Annotated in this window: 20 protein-coding genes and 1 riboswitch; of the genes, 14 read left to right on the top strand and 6 right to left on the bottom strand. The window is 66.6% G+C overall.

Annotated features, from left to right (window positions below):
- The first annotated feature begins 102 nt into the window (after nucleotides 1-102).
- The 5 genes from crtY (at nucleotide 103) to ACVWYO_RS09575 (ending at nucleotide 4,732) form a co-directional block, all read left to right on the top strand.
- A complete protein-coding gene (crtY, locus tag ACVWYO_RS09595; protein WP_457350253.1) occupies nucleotides 103-1,305 on the top strand; it encodes a lycopene beta-cyclase CrtY in 1,203 nt (400 codons plus the stop codon).
- Complete coding sequence (locus ACVWYO_RS09590; protein ID WP_457350251.1) at nucleotides 1,302-2,807, top strand: phytoene desaturase; 1,506 nt, start codon at nucleotides 1,302-1,304, stop codon at nucleotides 2,805-2,807. The genes crtY and ACVWYO_RS09590 overlap by 4 nt, the downstream gene beginning before the upstream one ends.
- A gap of 94 nt (nucleotides 2,808-2,901) precedes the next feature.
- Nucleotides 2,902-3,483: an LOG family protein gene (locus ACVWYO_RS09585; protein WP_457350249.1), complete on the top strand. Its 582-nt coding sequence runs from the start codon at nucleotides 2,902-2,904 to the stop codon at nucleotides 3,481-3,483.
- Entirely contained in the window at nucleotides 3,480-4,460 is a 981-nt protein-coding gene (locus tag ACVWYO_RS09580; RefSeq protein WP_457350247.1) for a phytoene/squalene synthase family protein, read from the top strand. Before ACVWYO_RS09585 ends, ACVWYO_RS09580 begins: the two co-directional genes overlap by 4 nt.
- 56 nt (nucleotides 4,461-4,516) lie before the next feature.
- Nucleotides 4,517-4,732, top strand: a complete 216-nt coding sequence (locus ACVWYO_RS09575) for a hypothetical protein (protein WP_457350245.1) — start codon at nucleotides 4,517-4,519, stop codon at nucleotides 4,730-4,732.
- Between the two features lie 16 nt (nucleotides 4,733-4,748).
- On the opposite strand, the gene ACVWYO_RS09570 is transcribed toward ACVWYO_RS09575, so the two are convergent.
- Both ACVWYO_RS09570 and ACVWYO_RS09565 read right to left on the bottom strand, forming a co-directional pair.
- Nucleotides 4,749-5,162 carry a hypothetical protein gene (locus ACVWYO_RS09570; RefSeq protein ID WP_457350243.1) on the bottom strand — a complete coding sequence of 138 codons (414 nt, stop codon included), beginning with the start codon at nucleotides 5,160-5,162 and terminating at the stop codon, nucleotides 4,749-4,751.
- A 48-nt stretch (nucleotides 5,163-5,210) separates the two neighbouring features.
- Nucleotides 5,211-5,441 (bottom strand): hypothetical protein, encoded by a 231-nt coding sequence (locus ACVWYO_RS09565; RefSeq protein WP_457350241.1) that lies wholly within the window; start codon nucleotides 5,439-5,441, stop codon nucleotides 5,211-5,213.
- Between the two features lie 94 nt (nucleotides 5,442-5,535).
- Here ACVWYO_RS09565 and ACVWYO_RS09560 point away from each other — a divergent pair, with 94 nt between their 5' ends.
- A complete protein-coding gene (locus ACVWYO_RS09560) occupies nucleotides 5,536-7,359 on the top strand; it encodes an ABCB family ABC transporter ATP-binding protein/permease (RefSeq protein WP_457350239.1) in 1,824 nt (607 codons plus the stop codon).
- 2 nt (nucleotides 7,360-7,361) lie between these two features.
- Here the strand turns inward: ACVWYO_RS09560 and ACVWYO_RS09555 are convergent, their stop codons facing one another.
- The 3 genes from ACVWYO_RS09555 to ACVWYO_RS09545 all read right to left on the bottom strand — a co-directional run bounded on the left by ACVWYO_RS09555 (nucleotide 7,362) and on the right by ACVWYO_RS09545 (nucleotide 8,641).
- On the bottom strand, nucleotides 7,362-7,487 hold the full coding sequence (locus ACVWYO_RS09555; protein ID WP_457350237.1) for a hypothetical protein: 126 nt from the start codon (nucleotides 7,485-7,487) through the stop codon (nucleotides 7,362-7,364).
- A complete protein-coding gene (locus ACVWYO_RS09550; protein ID WP_457350235.1) occupies nucleotides 7,484-8,284 on the bottom strand; it encodes a hypothetical protein in 801 nt (266 codons plus the stop codon). The genes ACVWYO_RS09555 and ACVWYO_RS09550 overlap by 4 nt, the downstream gene beginning before the upstream one ends.
- A gap of 87 nt (nucleotides 8,285-8,371) precedes the next feature.
- Nucleotides 8,372-8,641 carry a GNAT family N-acetyltransferase gene (locus ACVWYO_RS09545; protein WP_140850671.1) on the bottom strand — a complete coding sequence of 90 codons (270 nt, stop codon included), beginning with the start codon at nucleotides 8,639-8,641 and terminating at the stop codon, nucleotides 8,372-8,374.
- Nucleotides 8,642-8,769: 128 nt separating this feature from the next.
- Between ACVWYO_RS09545 and ACVWYO_RS09540 the strand changes: the two genes are divergently transcribed.
- The 8 genes from ACVWYO_RS09540 to ACVWYO_RS09505 all read left to right on the top strand — a co-directional run bounded on the left by ACVWYO_RS09540 (nucleotide 8,770) and on the right by ACVWYO_RS09505 (nucleotide 15,413).
- Nucleotides 8,770-9,000: an antitoxin MazE-like protein gene (locus ACVWYO_RS09540; protein ID WP_457350232.1), complete on the top strand. Its 231-nt coding sequence runs from the start codon at nucleotides 8,770-8,772 to the stop codon at nucleotides 8,998-9,000.
- 9 nt (nucleotides 9,001-9,009) lie between these two features.
- Entirely contained in the window at nucleotides 9,010-9,336 is a 327-nt protein-coding gene (locus tag ACVWYO_RS09535) for a type II toxin-antitoxin system PemK/MazF family toxin (RefSeq protein WP_457350230.1), read from the top strand.
- Complete coding sequence (gene recQ, locus ACVWYO_RS09530) at nucleotides 9,336-11,102, top strand: DNA helicase RecQ (protein WP_457350228.1); 1,767 nt, start codon at nucleotides 9,336-9,338, stop codon at nucleotides 11,100-11,102. The genes ACVWYO_RS09535 and recQ overlap by 1 nt, the downstream gene beginning before the upstream one ends.
- A gap of 125 nt (nucleotides 11,103-11,227) precedes the next feature.
- Nucleotides 11,228-11,662: a TIGR01244 family sulfur transferase gene (locus ACVWYO_RS09525; protein ID WP_457350226.1), complete on the top strand. Its 435-nt coding sequence runs from the start codon at nucleotides 11,228-11,230 to the stop codon at nucleotides 11,660-11,662.
- Nucleotides 11,663-11,672: 10 nt separating this feature from the next.
- Nucleotides 11,673-12,074 carry a hypothetical protein gene (locus ACVWYO_RS09520; RefSeq protein WP_457350224.1) on the top strand — a complete coding sequence of 134 codons (402 nt, stop codon included), beginning with the start codon at nucleotides 11,673-11,675 and terminating at the stop codon, nucleotides 12,072-12,074.
- A gap of 58 nt (nucleotides 12,075-12,132) precedes the next feature.
- Nucleotides 12,133-13,026, top strand: coding sequence for a sterol desaturase family protein (locus ACVWYO_RS09515; RefSeq protein WP_457350222.1), 894 nt, complete (start codon nucleotides 12,133-12,135; stop codon nucleotides 13,024-13,026).
- 24 nt (nucleotides 13,027-13,050) lie between these two features.
- Entirely contained in the window at nucleotides 13,051-14,637 is a 1,587-nt protein-coding gene (locus ACVWYO_RS09510) for a GMC family oxidoreductase (protein WP_457350221.1), read from the top strand.
- 194 nt (nucleotides 14,638-14,831) lie between these two features.
- A riboswitch (ZMP/ZTP riboswitch) is annotated at nucleotides 14,832-14,911 on the top strand.
- A 16-nt stretch (nucleotides 14,912-14,927) separates the two neighbouring features.
- Nucleotides 14,928-15,413, top strand: a complete 486-nt coding sequence (locus tag ACVWYO_RS09505) for a protein tyrosine phosphatase family protein (protein ID WP_457350219.1) — start codon at nucleotides 14,928-14,930, stop codon at nucleotides 15,411-15,413.
- Between the two features lie 95 nt (nucleotides 15,414-15,508).
- Here ACVWYO_RS09505 and ACVWYO_RS09500 read toward each other — a convergent pair whose 3' ends face one another.
- A complete protein-coding gene (locus ACVWYO_RS09500) occupies nucleotides 15,509-16,927 on the bottom strand; it encodes an ammonium transporter (RefSeq protein WP_457350217.1) in 1,419 nt (472 codons plus the stop codon).
- Nucleotides 16,928-17,000 lie beyond the last annotated feature (73 nt).

Genomic DNA, 17,000 nt, shown 5'->3' with positions numbered 1-17,000 from the left:
CGAGAGCGGCGAGCAAGTCAGCGAGATTCGCCCCGCACCCGTAAGCCCCACGATCGACCCGATCCGTTTGCACGGCGCGGCATTTCGGCTATCGCCTTGGTCATGCCAGCGACCCTCTCCTGCGACATCGCCATCGTTGGTGGCGGGCTGGCCGGCGGGCTGATCGCGCTGGCGCTCGCCAAGCGACACCCCGGGCTCGATGTGCGGATCGTCGAGCGGTCGGATACCTTCGGCGGCAACCACCTCTGGTCGTTCTTCGCCAGCGACGTTCGCGACGCCGATCGCTGGATCGTCGCGCCGCTCGTCAGCTATAGTTGGCAAGGGTATGACATTGCCTTCCCGGCGCACGCCCGGACGCTCGACAGTGCCTATCATTCGATCGAATCCGCCCGGCTCGACGCAACGCTGCGCGCCGCGCTGCCGGCGCACGCGTTGATGACCGGGCGCAAGGTGCTTGCCGCAGGCCCGACCGCGGTGGTGTTCGCCGATGGCGATCGGCTCGAGGCGAAGGGCGTGATCGACACTCGCGGGCCCGGCGATCTGGGGCTGCTCGATCTGGGCTGGCAGAAATTTGTCGGGATCGAATTCGAGCTCGATGCGCCGCATGGCCTCACGCGTCCGATCGTGATGGACGCGACGGTCGATCAGATCGATGGCTATCGCTTCGTCTACACGCTGCCCTTCTCGCCGACCCGCCTGTTCGTCGAGGACACCTATTACAGCGACACCCCCGATCTGTACCGGCCGCAGCCCGGCAGCGGCAGCAACGCCGACCCGATCGCGGATCGCGTGCGGGCCTATGCCGCGGCGCATGGCTGGGCGACGCATACGATCATCCGCGAGGAATCGGGCGTCCTGCCAGTGACGATGGGCGGCGATTTCGAGGCCTATTGGCAATCCGGCGGCAACAAGGTCGCCAAGGCGGGGATGCGCGCGGGGCTGTTCCATCCGACGACGGGCTATTCGCTGCCCGATGCGGTGCGGCTCGCCGCGTTGATCGCCGACGCGCGCGATTTTTCGGGCGCGGCGCTGCACAGCCTGACGTACGACCACGCACGAAGCACATGGCAGGCCCGCGGCTTCTACCGTATGCTCGACAAGATGCTGTTCCGCGCGGCCGAGCCTGAGGAACGCTATCGCATTCTCGAACGCTTCTACCGGCTCGACCCGCGCCTGGTGCGGCGCTTCTACGCAGGACGATCGACGATGATGGACAAGGCACGGATCCTGACCGGCAAGCCGCCGGTACCGATCAGCCGCGCGTTGCGCGCGATCGGCGTGCTGCCAGGCGGGGTGAAGGCATGAGTTCGCACCCGGTGCGCGCGCAGGCCCGCACGGCGATCGTGATCGGCGCGGGCTTTGGCGGGCTGGCGCTCGCGATCCGACTGCAATCCGCGGGAATCGAGACGACGCTGCTCGAGGCACGCGACAAGGCCGGGGGCCGTGCGTACGTCTGGGAAAAAGACGGCTTCGTATTCGACGCCGGGCCGACCGTGATCACCGATCCGCCGTGCCTGGAGGAATTGTGGGCGCTGACCGGCCGCGACATGGCCGACGACGTGACGCTCGCGCCGGTCACCCCGTTCTACCGGCTCAACTGGCCCGACGGCACGGTGTTCGATTATTCGAACGACGAACCCGCACTCAACGCCGAGATCGCCAAGCTCAACCCCGACGATGTCGCGGGCTATGCCAAGTTCCTCGAATATGCCGCTGGCGTGTACGAAGAGGGCTATCGCAAGCTTGGCCATGTCGCGTTTCTCGACTTCGCGTCGATGATCAAGGCGGCGCCGCCGCTTGCCAAATATCAGGCGTGGCGCTCGGTCTATTCGATCGTGTCGAGTTACGTGAAGGACGAGCATCTCCGCCAGGCGCTGTCGTTCCATACGCTGCTCGTCGGCGGCAACCCGATGAACACGAGCGCGATCTACGCGCTGATCCACAAGCTCGAAAAAGACGGCGGCGTGTGGTTCGCGATGGGCGGGACGAGCAAGCTGATCGACGGAATGGTCACGCATTTCGAACGGCTCGGCGGCGTTCTGCGATTGGGCGACGCCGCGGTCGACATCGCAACGCTCGGCGACCGCGCGACCGGGGTCACCACCGCGAGCGGCTGGCACCAGGATGCCGACATGGTCGCGTGCAATGGCGACGTGATGCACATCTATCGCGATCTGCTCAAATCGTCGCGCAGTGCGCAGCGCACCAAGAAGGCGCTCGCGCGCAAGCGCTATTCGCCGTCGCTGTTCGTCGTCCATTTCGGGATTACGGGGACTTGGCCGGGGATCCCGCACCACACGATCCTGTTCGGGCCGCGCTACAAAGGGCTGCTCAGCGACATCTACGATCACGGCGTGCTGCCCGAGGATTTCTCGCTCTACCTCCATCATCCGACCGTCACCGATCCGTCGATGGCGCCCGAGGGGCATTCGACCTTCTATGCGCTGGCGCCGGTGCCGCACATGGGCAAGTTCCCGGTCGATTGGGACGAGATCGGCCCGATCCTCGAAAAGCGCATCCTCGACGAGATCGGGCGGCGGCTGATCCCCGACATCCATGATCGGATCGTCACCAAGTTCCATTATGCGCCCAACGATTTTGCAGCAGATCTCAACGCGCATCTCGGCAGCGCCTTCTCGCTCGAGCCGCTGCTGACGCAGAGCGCGTGGTTCCGCGTCCACAATCGCGACGATCATATCCCGAACCTCTATTTCGTCGGTGCCGGCACGCACCCGGGCGCCGGGATTCCCGGCGTGGTGGGAAGCGCCAAGGCGACCGCGGCGCTGATGCTGGAAGGTGAACGATGAGCATTTCCGTCACCCCGGCGAAGGCCGGGGTCGCCCTGATCGGGGCACCCCGTCGCAACGCAGCGGCCCCGGCCTGCGCCGGGGCGACGCGCGCATGAAGCGGCTCGCTATCTATTGCGGTTCGGCTACCCCAGCCGACCCCATCTATATCGAATGCGCGCGCCAGGTCGGCCGCACGCTCGCCGAACGCGGCATCGGCGTGGTCTATGGCGGCGGCAAGCTCGGGCTGATGGGCGCAGTCGCCGACAGCGCGCTCGAGGCTGGTGGCGAGGTGATCGGCATCATCCCGCAAGCGTTGGTCAATGCCGAGGTCGCGCATCGCGGGCTGACCGAGCTCCACGTCGTCGAGACGATGCACCAGCGCAAACAGGCGTTCACCGATCTGTCCGATGGGTTCGTCAATCTGCCCGGCGGCACCGGCACGATGGACGAATTGTGGGAAGCGCTAAGCTGGGCGCAGATTGGCTATCATGCCAAGCCCGTCGGGCTGCTCAATATCGCGGGCTATTACGACCATCTTGTCGCTTTCTATCGCCATATGGGTGAGGTCGGCTTCCTCCGGCCGCAGCACCACGGCATCCTGCTGATCGACACCGGGCTCGACGGCCTGCTCGAGCAGATGGCCGCGCATGAGCCGATCGTGACGATCACCAAGATCGGCGCGAAAGACTTGTGAGCGCCACCACCTTGCCCAGTCGCGATGCGATCGTCGCGACAGCGCAGGAATCGATTGCGCGCGGATCAAAGAGCTTTGCCGCGGCGAGCAAGCTGTTCGATCGGCCGACGCGCGAACGCGCCTGGTTGCTCTACGCTTGGTGCCGCGCGTGCGACGATATCGCCGATGGCCAGGACCACGGCCATGACATGACCGGGGTCGACGATGGTCCCGCGCGCCTCGCGGAAATCGCGGCAAAGACCGACGCTGCGCTCGGGGGCGAGATTGTCGGCGATCCGGCGTTCGACGCGCTCCGGCTGTTCGCGGCGGAGACCGCGCTGCCCCCTGCCCTCGCGCACGATCTGATCGCCGGGTTCGCACTCGATGCCGAAGGCTGGCGCCCGCGGAGCGAGGCCGATCTCTACCAATATTGCTACCATGTCGCAGGCGCGGTCGGGTGCATGATGGCGATCGCGATGGGGGTCGCGCCGAGCGACGAAGCCACGCTCGATCGCGCCTGCGACCTGGGCATCGCCTTCCAGCTTGCGAATATCTCGCGGGACATCGCCGAGGACGCGCGTGCCGGGCGCTGCTACCTGCCGCAGGAGTGGCTCGACGAAATGGGCCTTCGCACCGACACGCTGCTGGCGCCTGAAAGTCGCGCGCCGCTTGGCATGCTCGGCGTGCGGCTGGCGCAACTGGCGGCGGGCTACGAGGCGAGCGCCCGTCGTGGCACGCCGGTATTGTCGTTCCGCTCGGCCTGGGCGGTGCTCGCCGCGGCCGACATCTATGGGGCGATTGCGCGCGGTGTCGCGTCGCTCGGACCGCGCGCGTGGGACGATCGCGTGACGACGTCGAGTGCGGCGAAGGTCGCCATGATCGGCAAGGCGTTTTTCGCCGCGCGCAGGCGCGCGCGCGCATACGCACCGGCCCAGCGCGATTATTCGCTTTGGACGCGCCCGCGAAATACCGAAGGCGACGCTAACCACTTTCGGTGAGATCGCCTGCACGTCTGCACGCTTACGCTACCGGCCTGGATAAAGGCCTTGCATCATTGACCGCGCTCTCCGTTCACTTCGCCAAGGCTCTGTCGCGCGGACGCGTCGCGCAGGCGCCCGACAGCCGCGCTTCGCTGCTCGTAGCGTTGCTGCGCAAGCGCGCGACCGCACATGTCGTCGGGGCGGAGGAACTCGAAACACTGCTGCGCGAGCAAATTCGCTGGGCGCTGCCGATGCACGACGGAAATCGGACGATCGACCGCGAAGGCTGAACCCGCCGCCGCGCTTCTATCCGAGCAATGGCTCGCCCGGATAGGGTTTGCGATGAACGCGCTGCGCTAGCCATCCACCGAGCAACGGCAGGATCACTGCGCAAAGCGCCATCCACGGCGGATGGGGTACATTCACTTGCCCGGCAATGGCGGCGACGAGGAAGATTGCCGTGACGAGCCAGCCACCGATCGGCCAGTCGCCGATGCGAAGGCATAACCACACGCCTGCGAAAGGGGCGATCAGCCAACCTGCCACAATGATGAGTTTTGCCGGGAGCGGGATACCGGTGATCATCGCCAGCAACGTCGCGCGATCGGCTTCTGTAATATCGCCCGGTATCGGATAGAGCGTCGCGCTCAGGCTTTCGATCGCGGCAACGAGCACCAGCGATACGAAACTTCCGATACCGATGGCACTCAATCTCCGCACGCCGTGTTCCTGTCGCGCGGGCTATAGCATGCTATCGACCCATGCCGATCACCCGCGTGTCGTGATCGCCTTGGTCTGCGCCATCCGCTCGCCCGTCGCCCGGCACGAAGCGGTGACCACGGGATAATCGACGTCGCTGTTGCGCGCCAGCGCTGCTGGCATCGCGCGCTGGCATTCGCCGATCGAATGGTATTGCACTTGCTCGACGCGAGCCTGCTGACAAGCCGAGCTGCCGTCGCCGCAACCCATGATCGCCATGACGTAGAAAAGCGGGTCCATAACCGTCTCCGTTCAAAAGGAAAACCGACGAACCGCCCTGCTTGTTCCATGAGACGCTTTCGATCGCGCTTGACCGCGCCTACATGAGGACCCGATGCCCCCCGATACAGCCACTTCCTCGACCACGCCCGAGCGGCCGATGCTTCCGACGCTCCGGCGCTTCCTGCCCTATCTGTGGCCGAAGGACGCGCCGATCCTGCGGGCGCGGATCGTCGGCGCGATGCTGCTCGTCATCGCCTCGAAGGTCACGCAGGTCTATGCCAGCGCCTACACGCTGAAATGGGCGGTCGATCGCATGGCGCAGGGCCAGCGCGGTGCGGTGTGGATCGTGATCGCGCTCGTCGCGGGCTATGCCGGCGCGCGCTTCTCGACGACCCTGTTCGATAATCTGCGCAATGCGGTGTTCGAGCGCGTCGGGCAGGACGCGACGCGGCGACTGGCGGCGAGCGTGTTCCGTCATCTCCACCAATTGTCGCTGCGCTTCCATCTCGAGCGGCGGACGGGCGCGGTCACCAAGGTCGTCGAGCGCGGCACCAAGAGCATCGATACGATGCTCTATTTCATGCTGTTCAACATCGCGCCGACGATCCTCGAACTGCTGCTGGTGCTCAACATCTTCCGCTCGAGCTTCGGCTGGGGGCTGGTCGCGGCGACCGTGGTGATGGTGGCGACCTACATCTGGTTCACGCGGATGGTGACCGACTGGCGCGCCGCCTTGCGCACGCGGATGAACGATCTCGACACCGGCGCGGTTAGCCACGCGGTCGATTCGCTGCTCAATTTCGAGACGGTCAAATATTTCGGCGCGGAAGAGCGCGAGGGCAAGCGCTACGACGCGGCGATGGCGGCCTATGCCAATGCCGCGGTCACGTCGGAGAATTCGCTCGCCTGGCTGAACGTCGGGCAGGCGCTGATCACCAACCTGATGCTCGGCGGCGGGATGGCGTTCGTCGCCTGGGGCTGGGGCCGCGGGCAATTCTCGGCGGGCGACGTGGTGTTCGTCTCGACCTTGCTGTCGCAACTGTTCCGCCCGCTCGACCTGCTCGGCATGGTGTACCGCACAATCCGCCAGGGTGTGATCGACATGGGCGCGATGTTCGACCTGATCGATACGCCGTCCGAAGTGGTCGACGCGCCCGGCGCGCAGCCGCTGGTGGTGGCGCGCGGGCATGTGCGGTTCGAGGATGTGCGCTTCGGCTATGACAAGGGGATGCCGATCCTCAAGGGGATCGATCTCGACATCCCGGCGGGCAAGACGCTCGCGGTGGTCGGACCGTCGGGGGCAGGAAAGAGCACACTCGCGCGCCTGCTGTACCGCTTTTACGATCTGACCGGCGGACGCATCACCGTCGACGGGCAGGACATTGCCGAGGTGACGCAGGCGTCGCTGCGCTCGGCGATTGGGATCGTGCCGCAGGATACCGTGCTGTTCAACGACACGATCGGCTACAATATCGGCTATGGCCGTGAGGGTGCCGGGCAGGACGAGATCGAGAATGCTGCGCGCGGGGCGGCGATCGCGGGCTTCATCGAGCGTCAGCCGCAGGGCTATGGCACGCGCGTCGGCGAGCGTGGATTGAAGCTGTCGGGGGGCGAGAAGCAACGCGTCGCGATCGCGCGGACGCTGCTCAAGAACCCGCCGGTGCTGATCCTCGACGAAGCGACGTCGGCGCTCGACAGCCGCACCGAGGGAGAGATTCTCGATACGCTCCAGGCGATCGAACGGGGCCGCACGACGATCGTGATCGCGCATCGACTGTCGACCGTCGTGCATGCCGACGAAATCGTCGTGCTCGAAGCGGGCCAAGTGGTCGAGCGCGGCAGCCATGCCGCGCTGCTGCGCAAGGACGGGCTCTATGCCGAGATGTGGAATCGCCAGGCACAGGAACGCGCCGAGGAATCGGTCTCTGCCGAGTAAGGTTAGCGGCAGCTCAGCCGGATGCGCTTGGCGGGTTTGTCGAAGGTGATCGACGAGCAGTGTTCGAGCGCATCGCTGCCGATCGACAGTCGATCGCGCGCCGGGTCGCGCTTTGTCTTGCCGGTCACGATGATCTCGTCGGGATCGGGGGGACGTCGGCATCGCGGATCGTCGCCGTATTGCCATAGTCCGCGACACGGACGTGCAGTTCGTTCAGCGCCAGCGGCCCGATCGCAAACGGGGTGGCGAGCGTCATGCGGCGGACCGGCCGCGCGATCCCGAAAGCGATCTCGGCTTGGTCGATCGGGCCTGTCAATGCGCCACCCTGCGCCGCCGCGATGCGCTGCGCCGCACCGGCGCTGGCGAGCGACAGGCGATGGTGCAGGTCGAAGCGCACCCGCATCGGCACGCCGCCGACGATGATCTCGCCGAACAGCCCGCCCCAATTGCCGATCAGCGCGCCGCCATCGACCAGCGGGAGGTCAAGCGTGCGCTCGCCCAGGCGCGGCGGATGGAGTTCGAAGCGCACCACCGGCGCGGGCAATCCGCCGGGGCCGATCACGCCATCGGGGCCGGCGGCATAGGGCGTGTCGAACCAGCCGACGCGCCGTCGGACCGGCATGCCGTCGACCGTGAGATGCGTCACAGCGGTTACACCCCGCACCGCGCTCGGGCCGACTTTATATTGGAGGCCGAACATTCCGGGCTTCAGGCCGGCCGTAAGCGCAAAGGGTTTCGTCAGGATTGGCAGCGCGGGTGCGCCCGGATCGATGCGCAGCGTGCCAGGCGCTCTATCGACGCTCGCCGCGACGACGCCATCGTCGCGCACCGTATAGACGGAATCGGGAACCGGTACTGGCGCCGCTGCGCCGAGGCCGATCGCCAAGACTGAGCAAACCGGGAACAGGCGGATGGGAATCATCATAATCGGCCGCCCTGTTGCTGTATGTACTAGGTCTTGCGGCAGAATAGGGCCAAAACGGACCCGCGCGGTGGCCAAACCGCGGCCGCTTCACAGCAAATCGCGATATTCCGGGTGCTTGTCGATATAGGCCGCGACGAACGGGCATTGCGGAATGACCTTCAGCCCGCGGTCACGCGCGCTGTCGAGTGCGGCGCGGACGAGCTTGGTCGCAGCGCCGTGCCCCGCCACCGCCTTGGGCACGAGCGTGTGGGTGAAGACGATCGTCTCGCCTTCCATCTGGTACGCCGCGACCGCGCGGTGGCGGCCGACGGTCAGCTCGAATTCCTGCTCGGCCTTGTTGTCGCGGACTGTTTCCATGGGTGTGCGCTTGCACCGAGAGTACAGACGTACGCAAGAACAAGTGGTAAACATCTTGTGATTCTGGGGGCTGGACGTTACATGTAACGCTCGATGGAAGGAGCGTGGCGATGGGCATGGAGCGACCGATGACCAGCGCCGAGCGCGTCGCCAAGCGTCGCGCGGCACTCCGCGCGCGGGGGTTACGACCGAAGACTTTCTGGTTGCCGGACACCACGACTGCGGCGTTTAAGGAGGAAGCCCGCAAAACGCGAGAGTGGTTATGGGCGCGTGTAGACGACGACCGCGAAGCGATGGCGTTCGCTGGTGCGATGACCGACGTCGTGCTCGAGCGCCTCGACCGCGAAACGGAGCGGTAAGGCTCGATCATGAAGCGGGGTGAAATCTGGAGTGCTGCGACGGGAAGCGGCAATGGCGGCAAGCCTCGCCCGGTCGTGGTCGTGCAAGGCGACGCGTTTGGCGATACGCCGCATCGTGTCGTGGCGTTGTGCCAGACCGCGACGGGCGAGGCACGCGACCTCCGCCCGCGGATCTTGCCCGATGCGCAGAATGCCCTTGAAGCGATTTCAGACGTCGCGGTCGACATTTTGGTGACCGTGGATCACGAGCAGTTTGGCCGAGCGATTGGCCGTTTGTCCGAGACCGACATGCAGCGTGTCGATCGGGCTCTCCTTCTTATTCTTGGCTTCGCGTAATGATCGATCCCCTTCCCGTCCTGCAATCGACCTTCGGCTTCCCGGCGTTTCGCGGCGTGCAGGGGTCGGTGGTCGAACGCGTGCTCGCCGGCGAGCGTACGCTCGCGGTGATGCCGACCGGCGCGGGCAAGTCGCTGTGTTACCAATTGCCTTCGGTCGTACTCGAGGGGACGTGCGTCGTCGTCTCGCCGCTGATCGCGCTGATGCACGACCAGCTCCGCGCCGCGACCGCGATCGGGATCCGCGCGGCGACGCTCACCTCGGTCGATACCGACCAGGCCGAGACGATCGCGCGCTTCCGCCGCGGCGAGCTCGATCTGCTTTACGTCGCGCCAGAGCGTGCGTCGGGCGGCGCGTTCCGCAAGCTGCTCGCGCGCGCACCGCTCGCCCTGTTCGCGATCGACGAAGCGCATTGCGTGTCGGAATGGGGCCACGATTTCCGGCCCGATTATCGGCTGCTGCGGCCGTTGCTCGATGCGTTCCCCGATGTGCCGCGGCTCGCGCTGACCGCCACCGCCGACGCCGGCACCCGTGCCGACATTCTCGAACAGCTCGGCATCCCGCATGAGGGGATGATCGTCGCCGGGTTCGACCGGCCCAACATCCAGTATCGCATCTCCCCCAAGGACAATGCCACACGCCAGATTGCCGATCTGATCGCCGAGACGCCCGGCGCCGGGATCGTCTATCTGCAGAGCCGCGCGGGCACGGAGAAGATGGCCGAGGCGCTCGCCAAGACCGGGCGGCCGACGCGCGCCTATCATGCCGGGCTCGACCCGCATGTCCGCGCTAAGAACCAGGCCGACTTCGTCGCGAGCGAAGACATGGTGATGTGCGCGACGGTCGCGTTCGGCATGGGGATCGACAAGCCCGACGTGCGCTTCGTCGCGCATGCCGGGCTGCCGAAATCGATCGAGAGCTATTATCAGGAAACCGGCCGTGCAGGGCGCGACGGTGACCCGGCCGTCGCGCATCTGTTCTGGGGCGCGGAAGATTTTGCGCGCGCGCGCCAGCGGATCGGCGAGGTCGAGCCGGCGCGCCAGCCGGGTGAGCGCCAGCGGCTCGCGGCGCTCGGCGCGCTGGCAGAGACCGCCGGGTGCCGGCGGCGCATCCTGCTCAAGCATTTCGGCGACGATTCGCCGGAGAATTGCGGCAATTGCGACAATTGCCTCAACCCGCCGGCCGCGGTCGATGCGACGGAGGTGGCGAGGAAGTTCCTCTCCGCAGTGTTTCGCACGGGGCAGAGCTTTGGCGCGGGCTATATCGAGCAAGTCCTGATGGGCCAGTCGAGCGAGCGCAGCCTGATGAACGGACATGAGACGCTCGGCGTATTCGGCATCGCCTCGAGCCCTGAGGAAGCCGCGCTGATCAAGCCGGTCGGGCGCGCGCTGCTGCTGCGCGATGCGCTGCGCGCGAACGATTTCGGCGGGTTGGAGTTCGGTCCGGGCGCGCGCGGCATCCTGAAAGAGGGCGAACAGGTCGCGCTGATCGTCCCGCCCAAGCGCGAGCGGCGTCGGCGCGGCGGCGCTGGCAGCGTGCCCAACCCGACCGGCGAACCGCTGTTCGAGGCCTTGCGGACCAAGCGCCGCGAACTCGCGCTCGAGGCGAGCGTGCCGCCGTACGTCATCTTCCACGATTCGGTGCTGCGCGAGATGGCGACGACGCGGCCGTCGTCGCTGTCGGCGATGGGGCACATCACTGGCGTCGGCGCGCGCAAGCTCGAAGCCTATGGCGAGGCGTTTCTCGGGGTGTTGCGGCGGTTCTGACCGGCACTGGCTATCTGGGCAGCGCGTTCGTCGCGTTCAGCGGGCATGCTGCTCCGACCCATACGCTCTGCCCGACAGAAATCTGCCGCTTCCGCCGCGCGGCCGTGCGAGCTAGAAGCACGCCCATGACCACCCTCCGCACCATCGACCCGACCATCGCGGTCGCCCCGCAAATCTCGCCCGACGCGATGGGCGAGCTTGCCGCCGCCGGCTTCACGGCGATCGTCAACAACCGCCCCGATGGCGAGGACATGGGCCAGCCGAGCGGTGCCGAGATCGCCGCCGCCGCAGAGGCCGCCGGCCTTACCTACGCTGCGATCCCGGTGACCCACGCCGGCTTCTCGCACCCGCAGATCGACGCGATGGCGGCGGTGCTGGCCGAGGCTAAGGGGCCGGTGCTGGCGTATTGCCGTTCGGGAACACGCTCATGCAACCTCTGGGCGCTCGCGGCGGTCAAGGGCGGTATGCAGCCCGATACCGCGATGGCGAAGGCCGCTGCTGCGGGATACGATCTCACCGGACTCCGGCCGCTGCTCGACGCGCTGTCGACGCCGGCGTGACCGCGGCGCGATGGACTGGACGCAACTCGGACTGAGCGTGGCCGGCGTGCTCGGCCTGGCGCTGGTCGCGCGCTGGATGCGGCTCGGCGAGGCGCGCATTTCGAGCACAGCGCAAGCGCGTGAGACCGCCGAGCAGATGCTCGCCGGCTTCGTCGCGCACGGGGCGGTGATCGGGACCGACGGCAATGCCGCGCTGGTCGCCGGAAACGGAGCGCTTGCCCTGCTGAAACGTCACGGTGCAAAGGTCGCCGCCCGGCGGCTGATCGCGCCATTGCGGCTGACTCAGGCGATCGAGGGCGTGCGCGTCGAGACGGGGGAACGTCAGTTCGGCGCGGTGCTGCTGTTCGGCGTGCTCGAAGCCGATGTCCGTGCGATCGAAGACAGCGTCACGCACGGGACGACCTACCACTGATCGGCCGCGCGATATTACCTCTTTACGGATCCCACTGACACTGGTGTAAACAGTGCGAATGGACCTGCCCGATCCCGTCCACTACGCCGTCCCCGGCTTCATCGCGCTCGTCCTTGCCGAGATGGTCGTCGCGCGGATCAAGGATCGCAGTCGCTACGAACCCAAGGACACGCTCGTGTCGCTTGCGCTCGGCCTCGGCAGCACCGTCGCCGGCGCGCTGTCGGTCGGACTGGTCTTCGCGCTGTCGCTCTGGGTTTGGCAGTTCCGCGTCTTCGACATCGGCTATGCCTGGTACTGGTTCGTGCTCGCCTTCGTGCTCGACGACCTGTTCTATTACGTCTTCCACCGCTCGGCCCACCGGGTCCGCTGGTTCTGGGCGAGCCATGTCATCCACCATTCGAGCCAGCATTATAATCTGTCGACCGCGCTGCGGCAGACCTGGACGGGCTTCGTTTCGCTGGGCTTCCTCTTCCGCCTCCCGCTGTTGCTGATCGGCTTTCCGCCGGCGATGCTGGTGTTCGTCGCGGGGCTCAACCTGATCTACCAATTCTGGATCCACACCGAGGTGATCGACCGGATGCCGCGCTGGGTCGAGGCGGTGATGAACACGCCGTCGCACCACCGGGTCCATCACGCGACCAATCCGCGCTATCTCGACACCAATTATGCCGGCGTGTTCATCGTCTGGGACCGGCTGTTCGGCACGTTCGAGCCCGAGCGCGCCGACGACCGTCCGCGCTACGGGATCGTCAAGAATCTCGGCTCGTTCAACCTGTTATGGGCCGCGTCCCACGAGTGGATCGGGATCTCGCAAGACGTCTGGCGGGCGCCGGGGCTTCGTGCGAAATTCGGCTATCTGGTCATGCCGCCGGGGTGGAGCCACGACGGCAGTCGCGACACGTCCGAGACGATCAAGGCGCGGTGGCGATCGAGCGATACAAAGGCGCGCTAAAGCGCCGCGAGCAGGAGAGAGCGCGTGGAAGAAGCCGATATCGTGGTCATCGGGGGCGGTTCGGGCGGCGCGGCGGCGGCCGGGCGCTTGAGCGATGGCGGGAAAGTCTCGGTCGCCTTGCTCGAGGCGGGTGGCCGCAACACGGGGCTGCGGACGCGCATACCGGCCTTCCTCGCGTTCCAGACCGACAAGACCAACTGGAATTACGAGACTGTCCCGCAAGCCGGCCTCGGCGGCCGGCGCGGGCACCAGCCGCGCGGCAAGGGGCTCGGCGGGTCGAGCGCGATCAACGCGATGATCTATATCCGCGGCAACAAATGGGATTACGACAATTGGGCAGCGCTCGGCTGCCCCGGCTGGGCATATGACGACGTGCTACCGTGGTTCAAGCGCAGCGAGCACAATGTCCGCGGCGGCGATGCCTATCACGGCGGCGACGGGCCGCTGTGGGTGAGCGAGCAGCACCATGCCAACCCCGGTAGCCGCGATTTCGTCGAGGCCGGTGCATCGCTGCAGATCCCGCGCAACGATGATTTCAACGGCGCGCGGCAGGAGGGGATCGGGCTCTATCAGGTGACGCAGAAGGGCGGCGAGCGCTGGACGTCGGCGCGGGCGTATCTGGGGGATGCGCCGGCCAATCCGGCGTTGCACGTGCTGACCGGCGTCACGGTCGAGCGCGTGCTGTTCGAGGAAGGGCGGGCCTGGGGCGTCGCCTATCTGCAGGGTGGCGAGTCGAAGGTGATTCGCGCGCGCAAGGGCGTCGTGCTCGCGGCGGGGGTGTTCGGGACGCCGCAGATCCTGATGCTGTCGGGGATCGGGCCGGGCGCGCATCTGCGCGAGCAGGGCATATCGGTGCGGGTCGATCGCGCGGCGGTCGGCGCCAATCTGCAGGACCATATCGACTACGTCGCGGCGTTCGAGACGCCGGGGAAGAGCTTCGTCGGCAATTCGCTCAAGGGCAAGCTCGATATGGCGGGCGCGCTGTTCCAGTGGCTGCGCAAGCGCGAGGGGATGATGACGACGCCGTTCGCCGAAGCGGGCGCGTTCCTGACCACCGATCCGCACGCCCCCGCGCCCGACGTCCAGCTCCACTTCGTCGTCGCCGCGCTCGAGGATCACGGCCGCACGCAAGTGCCGGGGCATGGCTATTCGTGCCATGTCTGCGTGCTCCGCCCCGAAAGCCACGGCACGGTGCGGCTCGCCTCGGGCGATGCGCGCGCGGCACCGATGATCGACCCGGCGTTCTTCAGTGATCCGCGCGACATGGCGACGATGATGCGCGGCGTCCGCGCGATGTACCGCATCCTCGAGGCGCCGCCGCTGAGCGACCACCAGGGCCGCGACCGCTATCCGATCGACCTGCGCGACGACGAGGCGATCGAGCGCTTGATCCGCGCGCGCGCCGACACCGTCTATCACCCGGTCGGGACCGCGCGGATGGGATCGGACGAGGCGGCGGTGTGCGACCCGCGGCTGCGCGTGCGCGGGGTCGAGGGGCTCTATGTCGCCGACGCCTCGGTGATGCCCAAGCTCGTCTCGGGCAATACCAATGCGCCGTCGATCATGATCGGGGAACGCTGCGCCGATTTTGTGACCGCGGATCTTGCCTGATCGGCTAGGGACGGCGCGATGGAGCGCAAGGATTGGAATCGGGTCGCGCTGACGGCGGCGGTGGTGTTGGTACCGGGCGGCTTTTTGCTCGGCGCCGCGCTCGCCGCGCGGCGACTGCGCGAAAGGGTCCGGGACAAGCCGGAAGTCGCGCCCGACGAGCCGCTTGAGGGCAATGCCGCGGGCGACGAGAAGAGTTGCGTTCGCGTGACTGGCGAAGCAGGTGGGGCACCACCGTGGAGCGCGGACCCGGCCGCCGCTCGCCTGGGCACCCCCGCTTGAAAGGAGCCCGCATGCGCGACCCCGTCGATATTCCAAATTGGTATCGCCTCGACGCTCACCTTACGACCTCTGGTCAGCCGAGCAGCGAACAGCTTGCTGAGATCGCAGCGCTGGGCGTGCGCGATGTCATCAATCTCGCCTTGCACGATCATCCGCGCGCGCTGCCCGACGAAGCGGCCACGGTCGTCGCGCTGGGCATGCGGTACATCCACATCCCGGTCGTGTTCGATGCGCCGACCACGGCCGATTTCGAGCACTTCTGCGCGGCGATGGCGGATCTCGGCACGCGGCCGGTGCACGTCCACTGCATCGTCAACGCGCGCGTTTCGGCCTTCCTCTATCGCTATCGGCGTGACGTGCTGGGCTGGGGCGATGCGCAGGCGCGCCCCGCGCTCGACGCGATCTGGCGCCCGGGCGGTGTATGGGCGCGCTTTATCGGCGACACCGCGCGGGCGGATCTTCCGCACCAAATGATAGCGACCCCACCACAGACTTAAAAAAGGGCCGGTGCGTTGCCGCACCGGCCTTAGGTCGTCCGCAGGAGGAACATCGTGAAGGGGGCGGATCGTTCGGGGCCCGCCCCCCAATCTGGTCAATAATTGTAGGCGCGCTCGCCATGTTCGGAGATGTCGAGACCTTCATGCTCGACTTCTTCGGAGGGGCGGATGCCGACGGTGTATTTCAGGATCAGGAACAGCACGGCCGAGACGCCGCCCGACCACAGCAGGGTGATCCCGACCGCTTCGGCCTGGGTCACCATCTGGGCTGCCATGTCATAGACACCGGCCTTTGCGACGGGGGCAGTGTAATCCAGAAAGCCCTCGCCGCCGAATGCCGGGTTGGCGACGATTCCTGTGCCCAGCGCGCCGAAGATGCCGCCGACGCAGTGGACGCCGAAGACGTCGAGCGAGTCGTCATACTTGCCCCAGCTCTTCACCGTGGTGACGAAGAAGAAGCAGAGCGGCGAGACGAGCAGGCCGAGGATGATCGAGGTCATCGGCGAGGCGTAACCCGAGGCCGGGGTGATCGCGACGAGCCCGGCGACCGCACCCGTCACCGCGCCGAGCAACGAGGGCTTGCCGTGCTTGATCTGGTCGATCACCGCCCACGACACACCGGCTGCTGCCGTGGCGACGAAGGTGTTGATGAAGGCCAAAGCGGTCAGGCCGTTCGATTCGAGATTGGAGCCGGCGTTGAAGCCGAACCAGCCGACCCACAGCAGGCTGGCGCCGATCATCGTCATGGTCAGCGAGTGCGGCGGCATCGGCTCCTTGTTGAAACCGGCACGCTTGCCGATCACGAGGCAGCCAACGAGCCCGGCGATACCGGCATTGATGTGCACCACGGTGCCACCAGCGAAATCGAGCGCGCCCTTGCCCCACAGGAAGCCGTAGTCGGTCGGCGAAGCGGGAAGGAAGTCCGGGCCCGCCCAATACCACACCATGTGCGCGATCGGGAAATAGACGATCGTCATCCAGGCGACCATGAAGATCATCAGCGGCGTGAACTTCACGCGCTCGGCAAACGCACCGACGATCAGCGCGGGCGTGATGCACGCAAACGTCATCTGGAAGCAGACATAGGCATATTCGGGGATGTACACCCCGTTCGAGAAGGTCGCGGCGAGCGAGTTCGCGTCGACGCCCTTAAGGAAGAGCTTGCCGAATCCGCCGACGAACTGCGATCCGCCGGTGAACGCCATCGAATAGCCCCAGCTGACCCACACCAACGCCGCGATGCAGACGATCATGAAGACCTGCATCAGCACCGACAGCATGTTCTTGGTGCGCACCAGGCCGCCGTAGAAGAGCGCGAGGCCGGGCACCGACATCATCAGCACGAGTACCGACGAGGTCAGCATCCAGGCGGTATCGCCCTTGTTGACCATCGCCGCGGTCGGCACGAACGGCTTGGCGGCGGCTGCCGCGGGCGCCTGCGCCCATGCCGGCAGCGCTGCGAACAGCGCCGCGCCTGCCAGCCCGGCCAGACCCAATGTGGTCGATCGATTCATTGCTACCCCCCTCAGTCCGCTCACGCGGGTGGTTTCGTTCGCGGCGCTCACAGCCTGCATGTCGTTCGCAGCG

Source organism: Sphingomonas sp. UYP23, assembly GCF_054059235.1.
Note: the sequence above shows the minus strand (reverse complement) of the source record. Positions and strands in the feature narration are given on the sequence as shown.

Coding starts and splice junctions, on each gene's coding strand:
- crtY (WP_457350253.1), top strand. CDS start 103: ATGCCAGCGACCCTCTCCTGCGACATCGCCATCGTTGGTGGCGGGCTG.
- ACVWYO_RS09590 (WP_457350251.1), top strand. CDS start 1,302: ATGAGTTCGCACCCGGTGCGCGCGCAGGCCCGCACGGCGATCGTGATC.
- ACVWYO_RS09585 (WP_457350249.1), top strand. CDS start 2,902: ATGAAGCGGCTCGCTATCTATTGCGGTTCGGCTACCCCAGCCGACCCC.
- ACVWYO_RS09565 (WP_457350241.1), bottom strand. CDS start 5,441: ATGGACCCGCTTTTCTACGTCATGGCGATCATGGGTTGCGGCGACGGC.
- ACVWYO_RS09560 (WP_457350239.1), top strand. CDS start 5,536: ATGCCCCCCGATACAGCCACTTCCTCGACCACGCCCGAGCGGCCGATG.
- ACVWYO_RS09550 (WP_457350235.1), bottom strand. CDS start 8,284: ATGATGATTCCCATCCGCCTGTTCCCGGTTTGCTCAGTCTTGGCGATC.
- ACVWYO_RS09545 (WP_140850671.1), bottom strand. CDS start 8,641: ATGGAAACAGTCCGCGACAACAAGGCCGAGCAGGAATTCGAGCTGACC.
- ACVWYO_RS09540 (WP_457350232.1), top strand. CDS start 8,770: ATGACCAGCGCCGAGCGCGTCGCCAAGCGTCGCGCGGCACTCCGCGCG.
- ACVWYO_RS09535 (WP_457350230.1), top strand. CDS start 9,010: ATGAAGCGGGGTGAAATCTGGAGTGCTGCGACGGGAAGCGGCAATGGC.
- recQ (WP_457350228.1), top strand. CDS start 9,336: ATGATCGATCCCCTTCCCGTCCTGCAATCGACCTTCGGCTTCCCGGCG.
- ACVWYO_RS09525 (WP_457350226.1), top strand. CDS start 11,228: ATGACCACCCTCCGCACCATCGACCCGACCATCGCGGTCGCCCCGCAA.
- ACVWYO_RS09520 (WP_457350224.1), top strand. CDS start 11,673: ATGGACTGGACGCAACTCGGACTGAGCGTGGCCGGCGTGCTCGGCCTG.
- ACVWYO_RS09515 (WP_457350222.1), top strand. CDS start 12,133: ATGGACCTGCCCGATCCCGTCCACTACGCCGTCCCCGGCTTCATCGCG.
- ACVWYO_RS09505 (WP_457350219.1), top strand. CDS start 14,928: ATGCGCGACCCCGTCGATATTCCAAATTGGTATCGCCTCGACGCTCAC.
- ACVWYO_RS09500 (WP_457350217.1), bottom strand. CDS start 16,927: ATGAATCGATCGACCACATTGGGTCTGGCCGGGCTGGCAGGCGCGGCG.